This window comes from Zeaxanthinibacter sp. PT1, assembly GCF_028464225.1.
Classification (GTDB): Bacteria; Bacteroidota; Bacteroidia; order Flavobacteriales; family Flavobacteriaceae; genus Zeaxanthinibacter.
The window spans coordinates 110,590-126,083 of the sequence record NZ_JAQPCN010000007.1; the positions used below are offsets into that span (position 1 = coordinate 110,590).

The window sequence follows — 15,494 nt, forward strand, 5'->3', positions numbered from 1 at the left end:
CGATTACAACAAATTATCCCAATGGCATTGAATGACTATGAACAGACCGGTCAAAACTTTGACCTAAACGAAGTTATTTCAAAATATACCAAAAAGTGGAAGTGGTTCCTTCTATCAATTGTTGTGTTTTTGATTTTTGGATATCTATACATTAGATACACCACACCAGAGTACGCTGCCGAGGCAAAAATTCAGATTATTCCTGAAGGGAGTACTGGCCCAGGAGTAGAGCTTTTTGCCGAACTGGAAGGTTTTTCGAATAAATCAAACGAAATTGAAGATGAGATCCAGCTGATCAACTCCCGATCCAATTATATCGAAGTGGTAAAGGAGTTAGGATTGAATACCAAAATTATGTCCATTGGTAACATCATCAGTTCAGAAATGTATTCTAATCCGCCGATAAAGCTGAACTTTATCGCTGCGGATTCAATAATCAATAAATCCAACTACAGTTTTTTTGTTTCCCTGTCTTCAAATACCACTTTTGGATTTACCGAGGACGAGGACATGCCGGAGAAAGTTTACGCTTTTGGTAAAAACATTCCTACTCCAATTGGCGATATTGTAGTTACCCCTAATTCCGTAGATCTCTCTCGATATAGAGGGAAAAAAATCCAGGTAGTGGTAAATCCTATCACAGTAGTAGCAGTTAAATATCAAAAGAAGGTAAAGGTTTTTAGCCCTGACGCTGTTTCTAACATTGTAAGTCTTTACCTGGAAGATCCAAACAGGGAAAAAGCCATTGATATTCTGAATGCTCTAATAAGAATTTATAATGAAAATGCTATTGAGGATAAAAAGATTATTGCTGATCGGACTTCTAACTTTATTAATGAAAGGATTGCAGATATATCCGGAAGTTTATCTTCAGTAGATCAGTCCGCTGAGGACCTTAAGACCAGTCGTGGTTTGACCGACATAGCCTCCGAAGCCAATATTAATCTCAATGTGGGTGCTGCTAACCGGCAGGAATTGGCAAATTACGAAACGCAGTTGAATATAGCTGCCTCCATGCAGGACATCATAGAAAACCAGGATGGCTATGAAGTGCTCCCCGGAAATATTGGCCTTAATGATCCCACCATTGCGAGTACTACTGAACGGTATAATCAACTCGTACAGGAACGGAAAAGATTATTGAAAAGTTCTACGGAAAAGTCCCCGATTATTCAAAACCTGGACCAGCAGCTAGAAGGCCTAAAACGTAGTATGGAATCTAGTTTAAGCAATACGGTTAACAACCTGGGACTTCAGGTAAATACTTTGACTGGGCAGCAGGCTATCATTAATTCTAAGATTTATTCTGCTCCAAGGAACGAGAGGGCATTGAGAGATATTACAAGGCAGCAACAGACCACAGAATCCCTGTACTTGTACTTGTTGCAGAAAAGAGAAGAGGCGCAGATTGCGGTTGCATCGACCAATCCGAAATCGAAGGTGATAGATAGTGCTTATAGTCCAAGTGAAACCCCGGTTTCACCGAAAAAACAGTTAGTTTATCTGACTTCCTTAATTTTTGGATTCCTATTGCCATTTACCGTCATCTATGCACGGGATATCCTAGATAATAAAGTGCATAATATGAACAGTTTGGAGAAAGTGGTGAAGAATGTTCCGGTTTTAGGGGAGATTCCTAAGCTTTCAAAGAAAGAAAATATGCTTGTTGTAAAGGATGACCGATCTATTTTAGCGGAATCCCTGAGGATATTAAGAACAAACCTTGATTTTATTATAAAATCTAATAAATCTAAGGGGAAGAATAATGTCATCTACGTTACATCAAGTGTACCCGGGGAAGGGAAAACTTTCTTGTCTTCTAACCTTTCTATGATCTTTGCCAGTACGGGAAAAAAAGTTTTATTGATAGGCGCGGATATCAGAAATCCGAAAATTTACACCTTCTTCATGGGGGACAATGTTGATAAACTTAAGAAGCCCAGTCGGAATAAGGATGCTGGATTAACAGAATATCTCTACGATGAAACTTTGAGTGTAAGTGATATCACTAACCCAATGCTGGTACACCAGAATACTATAGATGTGGTTTACTCTGGAAGGATACCTCCCAACCCGGCAGAGTTGCTGCTGAATAAACGTCTGAAAGAATTATTTGAAACTGTTTCGGAGAATTACGACTACGTGATTGTCGATACAGCACCATTAATGGTTGTGAGTGATACACTATTGATTTCAGAATTCGCCGATCACCTGATCTATGTGACAAGGGCGGGTGTGACCGAGAAAAAGGCGGTAGACTATCCTATGAAACTTCAGAAAGAAGGGAAAATTCATGGATTAGCCTTTGTGGTTAACGATGTAAAAGCTGGTGAATTGGGTTATGGCGGTAGCTATGGTTATGGCTACGGCAAAACCCATAAAAAGTGGTGGAAATTTTAGTGGATACTCTTTAATAATAAAATGCCGGTTTAAACCGGCATTTTTTATGCATCAGTTTTTAATTCATTCGGGTCATTGCCGATGTCCTTCTTGCGCGAATTTTACACAATTAAAGATTAAATGCGCAATTCTTCCCCTGATATTAAGCGAATATTTTCGATCAAATATTCAGTTTTTCAAATTATATTATTCCTTATCGTTATTGATCGGGAAAGTTTATGCGTTAATCGAATTATGAAATAAGCTTTCCTATGCCCATCTACTAAGAGTTATCTTTGTTATTAGCAGTAAAACTGCCCTGATTGCTATTTGAAAAATAATCATCAACTTCTAAAGAATAGAAAGTGGAATATAAAACTACTCCTTCAAAATCATTATTACAGAACTATATCTTGCTGAAAAGCAAGATTTTACTACTCGTGTTGTCCCTCATAAGCACATCAGCTGTTTTAGCTCAGTTACCTCAGGATTTTCAGAAGGTGGAGCTAATTACAGAGATGACCAATGCGGTGAATTTTGAATTCAGTCCAGACGGTAGAATTTTTATCGTAGATCGCTATGGTGAATTATTAATTTATGATCCTAATACCCAGGTAACCGTATCAGCAGGGACCATTGAGGTCTTTAAAGATTTTGAAGATGGGTTACTAGGTGTGGCTTTTGATCCGGGTTTCTTATCCAACAATTATATTTACCTGCACTATTCACCACTGAATGTTTCTGTAAATCGAGTTTCTAGATTTACCATGAATGGTAACACTCTGGACCTTGGCTCTGAGGTGATTATGATGCAGTGGCCCACCCAACGTAACGGTTGTTGTCATTCAGGAGGAGATTTGGATTTTGATTCAAACGGGAATCTTTATATAGCCACAGGAGATAATTCTAATCACAGTGATTATGCTGCATTGGATGAAGTCAACTCGGTTAATAGCGCAGAGAAAGCTTCCTCTAATACCAACGATTTAAGAGGGAAGATCTTACGGATTACCCCACAACCGGATGGTTCATATACCATACCCGGCGGGAATCTTTTCCCGAATGGGACCGGCGGGTTACCAGAAATATATGTGATGGGGGCAAGAAACCCTTATCGCATGTTTGTCGATAAGGAGAATACAGATTGGTTGTTTTGGGGTGAGGTAGGTCCCGATGCTAATTTTGATGGTCCGGAAGGACCAGAAGGTAAGGATGAAATGAACCTTACAAAAACGGCAGGGAATTACGGATGGCCCTATTTTTCTGGGGAAAATGAGCCTTACCTGATAGATTATGCTCCAACGCCCTATTATAACGATCCTGCAAATCCTCAAAATATTTCCACCTGGAATACCGGTGCGACAAGTCTGCCGCCGGCCAGACCTTCTTGGATAGATTTCTTCCATAAAAGCTACATGGCAGGCCCGAGGTATTATTATAACCCGTCACTATCTGATCAGCAACGTCTACCCATAGAATACGATGAAATCTTTTTCTATTTTGACTTTAATTCCAGCAGGGTTTGGGCGGTTCAAATGGATGCTGATGGAAATATTCTAGGTGAGCCCGAAGCATTATTACAAGCGTTTCCGGGAGGAGGCTTTGGATTTATTGACATGAAAGTTGGACCTGACGGTCATCTATATATACTTGAATACGGAGCAGGTTGTTGTCCGAACAATACGGGAACAGGAAAGTTAGTCCGTATGGATTATATCGGTATTGTCACTAATTCATCACCTGTGGTTGAAGCAAGTGCAGATCCTGACAATGGATCTCTTCCGTTGACTGTAAACTTCTCAAGTGCAGGAACCTTTGATCCGGATGGGGATCCATTAACCTATGCCTGGGACTTTGAAACCGATGGAACCATTGATTCAACCGAGGAAAATCCAACTTTTCAATACACCGTGGCCGGTACCTATAACGTACAGCTTATGGTTGATGATGGGAACGGTGGGGTGAGCACCAAAAACCTGACCATATACGCCGGGAATAATGCGGCTTCTTTCACTTTCTCTACGCCAATCGATGGTGGATTAATGAATTGGAATGATGATATACAATTAGATTTACTGGTGGAAGATGTGGAGGATGGTACAACAGCAGATGGTAGTATAGATTGTGCAGATGTTAACGTTGTTCCCTCGCTTGGACACCTTAACCATTTTCATGATGATATGGGGCTCGACGGCTGTCCACAAAACTTGAACTTGGACCCTACCAATCATAACACCTATGGAGAAATGGATGTCTTCTATGTATTAGGAGCTAATTATACAGATCAAGGTGGACTTCAAGCTTTTGAGCAGATACAATTACATCCAAAACGGAAGGAAGCTGAGCACTTTGATGATGATGACAATATTACCGTTATCGGTAACAGCGATGAATGGGGTGGAGGAAGCGAAGCTATCCGGGTAAACAGGGATGGTTTTATTTCTTTAGATGGAAGAAACCTCGCTAATATAAACAGCGTAAAATATCGTGTGGCCTCCCAGATTGCCGGCGGTAGCATAGAATTACGTCTTAACAGCCCTACAGGAACATTATTGGCTACTACTAATGTGCCTTCTACAGGGAGTTTGAATAATTGGGTGGATATTCAGTCACCCATTACAGATCCCGGCGGAAAAAACGATCTGTACTTCGTATTTAAGAATAGCACCAATGCTGTCGATATTTTTGACCTGAACTATATAGAATTTATAGGACAGGGAGTTTCCGTGGATAATACCCCACCAGTTGTCAATGAGGTTTCTTCTTCATCGACGACCCTTGTGGCGGTAGAGTTTTCAGAATATGTAAATCCAGCTACTGCCGAGAATATCAATAATTATAGCCTAGATAATGGGGAGTCTGTATTGTCTGCTTCTTTGCAAGAGGACAACAGGACTGTATATCTGACCACATCTCAGCTGCAACCGGGTATTACTTATTCACTTGGAGTTTCAGGAGTAACCAATGAGGCCGGTCTTTCAGTGGCCACCGGTAATTATCCCTTTAGTTTTGTAATCGAGTGTAATGATACTCCTTTCCCTGATCAGTGGGAAGTACATATTATCGGACCGGAGCAGGATTACAGGTCGGTCTATATCTATGCGGATCACGACCTGGATGGTGACGGGCTCAAGGATATAGTGTCCGGGGGATGGTGGTATAAAAACCCAGGTACGGCATCCGGTAATTGGGTGCGCAGTACCATAGGCGCTCCATTTAATAATGTGGCTTACGTATATGATTTTGATGGAGATGGTGACTTTGATTTATTAGGTACACAGGGCGCTTATACCGGGTCAGACATGGCCTGGGCCCAGAATGATGGTTCCGGTAATTTTACGGTATATACCAATATAGATAGTGGACAAAATACTTTTGGTGAGCCATTTTTATCTGGGATAGCCGGTGGTGTTTTTGATGCTAGTGGCGATTTTAAACTGGCGATTAACTGGAATGGTGCTGATTCAACCGGTGATCCGGTTCAACTTTTGACTATTCCGGCAGATCCCGTTAATACGCAATGGACCTTTGAAAATATTAGCTTTGATTCTCTTGGAGAAGCACTTAGTGCAGGTGATATCGACGATGATGGCGACCTGGACCTGTTCCAGGGAGCAAATTGGTTGCGTAACGAAGGAAATGGCACATGGACCACATTTTCAACCGGAATCACCTTCCCGACAACTATGGACAGGAATATGCTGGCCGATTTTGACCAGGATGGTGATCTTGATGCCGTTGTGAGCCAGTTGGGAAGTAACCAGGAAATTGCCTGGTTCGAGGCTCCTGCAGATCCTACTCAGCCCTGGACTAAGAACACCTTAGATACCGATATTGACGGCGGGTTGAGTGTAGATGTAGCTGATATTGATTTTGATGGTGATCTGGATATCATTGTCGGAGAATGGCAGAGTGCCTACAGATTGTTCACTTTTGAGAATGACCTTTGTAATACCGGTACATGGATCAAACAGACCATTGATAATGGAACACCCACTTTTGATCACCACGATGGGGCACAGGTTGTGGATATAGACGAGGATGGAGACCTGGACATCATTTCTATTGGCTGGGACAATATCACACCACGTATTTTTGAAAATACTTCCGGCAGTGCCCCGGTGAATTCTTCGCCTGTAGTACTGAACCCGGGGAATCAACTATACAACCAGGGAGCTACTGTAAGTTTACAGATCCAGGGATCTGATCCTGACTTTTCTGATATTCTTACCTATAGCGCCCAGGGGCTACCAGCGGACCTTGCTATTGATCCGGATTCCGGTATCATAAGTGGTACTTTGTCAGTAGCCGCTGGCACATACCCTGTAACTGTGCGGGTAACAGATGATTCGGGCTTATTTGATGAGACATCCTTTAACATCTATGTAGGTGAATTCAATAGTATTCTGCGGATAAACGCCGGGGGGCCATTGGTAAACGTTAATGGTGAAGATTGGATAGCAGATCAATATTTTGATGGAGGTGCCACGTACAATACCAATAATGCAATAAATGGGACCAACAATGATGTATTGTATCAGACTGAGAGGAATTCTAATGACCCAACACTGACATATCAAATACCCGTACCTGAATCAGGTAGTTATGGGGTCAGGTTATTATTTGCCGAAATATTTCACAGTAGTACTGGTTCCAGGCTCTTCGATGTTGATATCGAGAACGGGCAGGGTCAGCTGACGGATTATGATATTGTCGCTGCCGCAGGCTCTTCCTTTACAGCTAAAATTGAAAGTTTTGCCGTAAATGTTACGGATGGAAATCTAACCTTGGTTTTCACGAACATGACGGACAGGGCAAAAATATCAGCCATTGAAGTACTGGGTAGTGGCCAGAATGTTGCACCTGTTGTAGAAAACCCGGGTACTCAATTGGTTACTGAGAATTCAGATGTCAGTCTGCAGATAGAGGCGACAGATTTTAATGTAGGTGACGTTTTAACTTATAGCGCCCAGGGTCTGCCTGCTTCCCTATCTATCGATGCAGATACAGGTCTTATCAGTGGTACAGTGACTGAAGCACCTGGAACTTTCCAGGTCACTGTTAGGGCCACCGACTCTGAGGGATTATTTGATGAAGAAACCTTTACATTGGCCATTGGCAATTATACCAGTGGACTCCGTATAAATGCGGGGGGAGATGCGCTCACCCATGAAGGTAATTCCTGGATTGCGGATCAATTTTTTGACGGGGGCGATCTTTACGATTCAACAAACCCTATTGCCAACACTACCAACGATTTAATGTATCAAACAGAAAGAAATTCTGATACACCAACACTGACTTATGAAATCCCGGTAGCTGAAGCGGGCGAATATGCCATCGTGTTACATTTCGCGGAGTTGTTTCATACAGCACAAGGACAGAGGGTGTTTAACGTGGATATTGAATCCGGGCAGGCAACGCTAACAGATTATGATATTTATGCCGAAGCTGGAGGAATGAATTCAGCTGTTTCTGAAACATTCTTAGTCAATATAACCGACGGCTCTTTATCCATAGTATTTACTAACGATATAGACCGGGCAAAGATCTCTGGAATCGAGGTATTAGGGGAAGGTAATTTTGCACCAAGCCTTACTAATCCCGGAAACCAGGCATATGAAGAGGGAGAAACTGTCAACCTACAAGTAGAGGCCACAGATCCAAACGCAGGGGATGTGATCACTTATGCCGCTGTCGGATTACCAGCTTCACTCGCAATTGATCCGGATACAGGCCTAATTTCGGGGTTACTTACCGATGCCGTAGGTGATTATGAGGTTACCCTGAGGGCTACCGATAACCAAGGATTATTTGATGAACTTTCTTTTACAATAACCATTGGCACACCGGTAAGAGATCTGACCATAAATTCAGGTGGTCCTGGGTTTACCTTTAACGGCCAGGATTGGGTTGCAGACCAGGATTTTGTTGGAGGAAATACTTTCGAGGTGGTGACGCCAATAGCCAACACTGAGAATGACCAGTTGTATCATACAGAACGTTTTGGTCCTGCACCATCAGGGTCGTTTAGTTATGACATTCCGGTGGAGAACGGTGTTTATAACCTGGATCTTCACTTTGCTGAAATATTTTTCGGTGTGGGTACTAATCCCGGAGGAGCTGGTTCCCGTATTTTTAATGTAGATATTGAAAATGGCCAGGAAAACCTTACTAATTACGACATAGTCGTTGCAGCCGGCGGAAGTGCTACTGCTATTATTGAACGATTTACGAATATTACTGTCAACGATGGTGCTTTAACTATTGTATTGACTTCCGTAGTTGACCGGGCAAAGATTTCTGGAATTCAGGTTACTACTTCTGTACCTCCTCAGGTTAATGCGGGTATGGATACTCAAATTACGTTACCTACGAACAGTGCGTCGCTGACCGGTTCGGCAACTGATCCTGATGGGGGAGTTATAACCAGTTATACATGGACCCAAGTCAGTGGACCAGGGACCGCTACTTTATCAGGTGAAAATACCGAACAGCTGTCAATCAGTGACCTGTTAGAGGGCACCTATGTATTCCGACTGACCGCCGTTGACGATGAAGGTGATACTGCTTTTGATGAAGTCACGGTTACCGTGAATCCACTTTCCGGACCAACAGCGGTTGTAGAAGCAACCCCTGAAAATGGAATAGTGCCTCTGGAAGTTACTTTTACCGGAAGTAATTCTACCGATGACCAGGGGGTAGTTACCTATGCCTGGGACTTTATGGATGGGAATACCTCAGCAGAAGCAGATCCTGTACATCTTTTTGAAACGGCAGGTACGTATGAGGTAAGCCTCACGGTTACCGATGGAGACAATCTCAGCGATTCAGGGACCATAACTATCACGGTTACAGAACCTGGTAATGAAGCCCCAGTAGCGGTGGCAGAAGCGTCACCCTTAACTGGAACAGCCCCCTTGGAAGTACAATTCACCGGGAGTAATTCTTCGGATGACCAGGGAGTTGTGAGTTACTCTTGGGATTTCATGGATGGGTCTACTTCGGATATTGATAATCCTTTACACACCTTTGCGACTGCAGGAACATATGAAGTCACTTTAACGGTGTCCGACGCCAGTGGATTGGAAAGCAGTGCGAATGTTACCATAACGGTTTCGGAGCCTGCCAATGAAGCGCCAACAGCAATCGCTCTCGCAGATCCAACATCCGGAAGCGCACCTTTGGAAGTTATGTTTTCAGGAATAGATTCTACGGATGATAGTGGTATTGTGAGTTACCTATGGGATTTCCAGGACGGTACCACATCTACAGAAGCAGAGGTTACTCACATCTTTGACTCTGAAGGAACATACAATGTTACCCTGACGGTCACTGATGCAGAAGGTGAAAGTGACACAGCAACGGTAGCTATTGTAGTAGGAGCCGCTGAAAATCTTCCACCGAGTGCTGTAATTGATGCCAACCCATTATCAGGGACAGCGCCTCTCGAAGTTACATTTATCGGAAGGAATTCAACGGATGATTTCGGGATCGTTGAGTTTAATTGGGATTTTGGAGACGGTAATTTTTCCAATGCCACAGATCCGGTTCATATTTTTGAGGAATCAGGAACATTCACAGTTACTTTAACGGTTGTTGACGCCTCTGGTCTAAGCAATTCTGCTACAATAAATATTACTGTTGATGATAATCCTCAGGGAATCGTTACAATTCTGCTGGAGAACCCGGCGAAGGACGGGGTTGCTAAATTGCGTGTTCTGAATAAACCGGCAGATATGATGATAGAGACTATATATCTGCACGATGCCAGTGGTAGGTTTATCAGCGGTTTTGATGCCCAGGAAATCTTCAGGGATAATAATTCGTATGAAGTACCTGTGACAGGACTGAGGGATGGGTTATATTTTATTGGCCTGGAACCGAATAAGGGTAACTCTATGCTCGTTAAACTTCTAGTGAAGAACTAGTACAGTATATCGATCCAGATAAAATTGGAAAGGCCTGCGCAACGCAGGCCTTTTTTTGTTAACTTATACAGAGATTAGGTTCTTTTGATTTTAATACTTTGAATGTATTTAATCGGATAAACATGGAAGTTAATCGAACTTAAAAAAAAGGTTTTCCCGAGCAGCACTTTTCACGGTAATTTAGACCGAATTATTTCCCCCCATATTTTTAACGACAAGATTATCCCAAACGTTACGATCAGCGTAACGTGAAAGTAATCCTGATAAATTAATTACCTCATTACAAGCTATGAAAAAGGATCGCTCTGGCCGTCAGCCATATATAGGGAACTGGATTGCATTCCTGCCCAAATCAATACTATCATCCGGTTTAATAATTGTACTACTGATATTAGGCATCTTCAGTGCCCACGCACAATTGCCCAATGACTTTCAGAGGGTAGACTTACTAACCAACCTAACCAATGCCACGACCTTTAAATTTGCGCCTGATGGGAGGGTTTTTATTGTGGATAGGTATGGTGAACTGCTTATATATGATCCGGCTTCTCAAACATCTTTCTCTGCAGGGACTATTGAGGTATTCCACGAATTGGAAGACGGCTTGCTAGGACTGGCATTTGATCCAAATTTCTTGACCAACAATTATATATACTTGCATTATTCTCCGCTGGCTACTTCTGTAAACCGCGTTTCGAGGTTTACCTTAAATGGAAATTCTCTTGTAATGAATTCGGAGGTTGTTGTACTTCAATGGCCCACCCAGCGTATTTCCTGTTGTCATTCCGGGGGGGATATGGATTTTGACTCCCAGGGAAATTTATATATAGCTACAGGTGATAATACCGATCATAGTAATTATGCTACCCTAAACGAAAACGACATAAATAAAAGTTCGGAAAATACATCCTCGGATACCAAGGACCTGAGAGGTAAAATTCTTCGGATAACACCTTTAGCGGATGGTAGCTATACCATTCCCCCGGGAAACTTATTTAACGACCCTCTGGTAGGAAGACCCGAAGTTTATGTCATGGGTGCCCGGAATCCTTACCGGATATTTATTGACAGGGAAAATTCAGATTGGTTGTTTTGGGGTGAAGTAGGCCCCGATGCTAACACTCCCTCATCGTTCAACGAGCCGGAAGGATTGGATGAGATAAACCTTACCAAGACTGCCGGTAATTATGGCTGGCCTTATTTTTCAGGTCAGAATAGACCCTACCGGATTCATTATGCACAAACGCCTTACTTTAATGATCCTGCTGCGCCAAAAAACATCTCCAAATGGAACACAGGGGCCGAAAATCTACCTCCTGCCCAGCCGTCTTTATTGCAATTCCTGCATAAATGTTACCTGGCAGGCCCCAGGTATTATCACGACCCAGGTATCAACGATCCCAAAAGACTACCTGTAGAGTTCAATAACAAATTCTTTTATTATGACTTCAACTCTAGCTGGATCTGGGTGGCAACCCTGGATTCACAAGGAAACGTCCAGGGTACACCTGAAAGATTAGCACCCTCCGTATTTCCGACTGCGGCTACCGGATTTATCGATATGAAAATAGGCCCCGACGGCCACCTATATATCTTGGAATACGGCACTGGCTGCTGCCCGGGAAATACCGGAACAGGGAAATTAGTTCGTGTCGACTATACTGGAATCGTATCCAATTCTTCTCCTATAGCATCAATATCGGCTACACCTAATAACGGTGATGTGCCGCTTACTGTACAATTTTCTGCCGCAGGAAGTAGTGATCCCGACGGGGACAGCCTTACTTATGAATGGGATTTTGAGAATGATGGAACTGTTGATGCTACCGGTGTTACAACATCTCATACTTATACTAATGTTCAGAATTACACTGCACTTCTGAGAGTAAATGATGGTAATGGGGGAGTAGTGACCAAAACCACTATGATCTATGCCGGAAATACAATTTCGGAATTTACTTTTAACTCGCCCCCGGATGGTGGTCTGATTAACTGGAATGATGATATTAATTTTAATGTATCAGTAAATGATGCAGAAGATGGGAGTACACAAAATGGGGGGATAGATTGTAATGATGTTAACCTGGTACCCTCTATTGGTCATTTAAACCATTTTCATGATGACCTTGGTTTAACAGGCTGTCCACAGCTTATAAATCTTGATCCCGGTGATCACGACATCCACGGGGAAATGGATATTTTTTATGTCTTAGGGGTCAACTATAGAGACAATGGTGGATTAACATCTTTTGACCAAATACAATTGCACCCGAAACGAAAAGAAGCTGAATTCTATTCCACATCCAATAATGTAGTTAAAATTGGAAACTCTGACTTAGGAGGAGGCGGAAATGAAGCGATCAGGGTTAATAATAACTCTAATATCTCTTTAGCCGGCCGAAACCTTCAGAACATCAGCTCGGTAAAGTATCGCGTAGCCTCACAAGTTTCTGGAGGAACCATCGAATTGAGAGTAGGCAGTGCTTCAGGTTCTTTAGTAAGCTCCGCTGCAATTCCCAATACCGACGGAACTAACAATTGGACCGATGTTGTAGCCAATTTTACTGCCCCATCGGGTAAAAACGACTTATATTTTGTGTTCAAGAATTCCTCTGTACAGCAAAATATTTTTGATCTTAATTACATTGAGTTCCTAGGGGCGGGGGTATCTATAGATAATTCCCCTCCTGAAATTACGGAAGTAGAGGTAGTATCAACTACTCAGCTCAAAGTAAATTTTTCGGAATATGTCAGCCAGAGCACCGCAGAGAATGTGAACAATTACATACTGAATAACGGGGCAAGTGTTCAAACGGCCGTATTACAAACAGATTTAAGAAGCGTCTTACTGAATACCACGCTATTAAATAGTAGTTCAGCGTACCAATTAGATATTAGTAATGTGGAAAACCTCGCCGGAATTCCAATGTTACCAGCTTCATTTGATTTGAATATATTCCAACCCATACGAATAAATCCTGGAGGTCCACAAATAATAATCGATGGCAACACATTTTCTCCCGATCAATATTCTACCGGGGGAAGTACTTATTCTAATTCTGTAGCTATTTCAAATACATCTGACGATGTACTCTACCAGACAGAGCGATATGGCAGTAACTTTTCTTATAATATCCCTGTTCCACAGAACGGGGCTTACGACTTTAAGCTGCACTTTGCAGAGATATATTTTGGTGTTGGTAATAATCCCGGGGGGGCAGGCTCCAGGGTTTTTAATGTCAGTATAGAAGGAAATCAGCTGATATCTAATTTAGATATATACGCAGAAGCTGGACCAGCTACCGCATTGATCAAGGAATTCTCGGATATAGCAGTGAATGATGGTGTAGCTACAATACAATTTAATTCTGTAATTGAAAATGCCAAAATTTCAGGGATAGAGGTCCTCGCTCGAGGAAGTGCGTCAGATAACGAACCTTCAATTACCATTAGTTCACCCCAAGAAGGGGCTACAGTGAATTCTCCCGTTCAGGTGAGCTTTAGTCTGTCTAACTGGAATTTAGCACCAGGAGGTAACCATATTAAGTATTATGTTGATGGTAATTTAAGCGGTTCTCATTATAACACCGATCCCATATTGATTGGCCAATTAACTCCCGGGGCCCATAATATAAAGCTGGAACTGTTCTATCCCGATCAATCCAGTTCCGGTGTTTCCGATCAGGTAAATGTAGTTGTGAATGACCCTGCGGGCTGTAACTCCGGAATATTCCCGAATCAATGGCAGCCGCATATTATTGGTCCTGCACACGCCTACCGCTCCGTATATATCCTTCCGCAGTTCGATCTTGATAACGACGGCTTAAAGGATATTGTCAGTGGGGGTTGGTGGTATAAAAACCCGGGGTCTATTGCTGGCAACTGGACCAAAAATACCATTGGCACCAACTTTAATAATGTAGCCTACGTTCATGATTTTGATAACGATGGTGATCCCGACCTGCTTGGAACCAAAGGTGCTTATGAAAGTTCAGCCTTAATCTGGGCTCAGAACGATGGAAATGGGAACTTCACAGTATATGATAACTTGCCGGTTGGCGCAACAACCTACAGTGAACCATTTCTGGCAGGAATTGCCGGGGGAATATACCAACAGGGGGGGGCTTTTCAACTGGCACTAAATTGGAACGGGGCCGAAACTGGGACTTCACAAGTACAGATGCTCACAGTTCCTACAGACCCCGTAAACGGTACATGGACGTTAGTTAATATACATCCAACCTCACTTGGCGAAGCTTTAAGTAATGGGGATATAGACGGCGATGGAGACTTAGATCTTTTCCAGGGATCCAATTGGTTGAGGAATGATGGCGGAACCTGGACCTTATTCAGTACAGGGATTACCTTTCCAACAACCATGGATAGGAATATGCTGGCCGACTTTGACCAGGATGGTGACCTCGATGCCGTAGTAACACAAATAGGTTCTAACCGGGAAATAGCATGGTTCGAAGCCCCTGCTGATCCTACTCAAACATGGATTAAACATACTATTGACCCCGATATAGATGGTGGCTTAAGCCTGGATGTAAAGGACATTGATTTTGACGGGGATCTTGATATCGTGGTAGGTGAATGGAGAGGAGCTTACCAATTGATCGGGTTTGCTAATGATCTTTGTAATAATGGAGGTTGGATTAAAAAGACCATTAATTCTGGAGGTGGTAACCTTGATCACCACGACGGAGCCCAAATCGTAGATCTTGATAAAGATGGCGATTATGATATTGTTTCCATTGGTTGGAATAACATTACACCGAGGATTTTTGAGAATCAATCAAATATACAAGCATCAGATCCCCTGGCCAATGCAGGCCCGGACCGAGCGATCACTTTGCCGGCCAATAGCCTGACGCTGAACGGAGCGGGCAGTGATCCTGACGGTGGCAACGTAAGTTTTGCATGGACGGAGATAAGCCATCCCGGTACACCGGCGACACTGACCGATGCTAATACGGCTAACCTTACCGCCAGCGGCCTGGTGGAAGGAACCTATGTATTCAGATTGACGGTTACTGATGATGAGAGTGCTACCGCCTTTGACGAGGTAAGTGTAACGGTCAACCCGGAACCTTCACCCGGTTTGGATGAACACTGGCTGGAAGCAGAGTGTGCTACGGTAGGGTCTAACTGGAGCGTGATTACAGATGCCCAGGCTTCAGA

The 15,494-nt window shown here is 42.9% G+C and carries 3 protein-coding genes; all 3 read left to right on the forward strand.

Annotation, left to right across the window (positions count from 1 at the left end):
- Nucleotides 1-21 precede the first annotated feature (21 nt).
- Entirely contained in the window at nucleotides 22-2,400 is a 2,379-nt protein-coding gene (locus tag PP178_RS14600) for a GumC family protein (RefSeq protein WP_272595097.1), read from the forward strand.
- A 344-nt stretch (nucleotides 2,401-2,744) separates the two neighbouring features.
- Complete coding sequence (locus tag PP178_RS14605) at nucleotides 2,745-10,310, forward strand: PKD domain-containing protein (RefSeq protein ID WP_272595098.1); 7,566 nt, start codon at nucleotides 2,745-2,747, stop codon at nucleotides 10,308-10,310.
- A 289-nt stretch (nucleotides 10,311-10,599) separates the two neighbouring features.
- The coding region (locus PP178_RS14610) for a PQQ-dependent sugar dehydrogenase (protein ID WP_272595099.1) at nucleotides 10,600-15,494 on the forward strand (4,895 nt) is incomplete at its 3' end.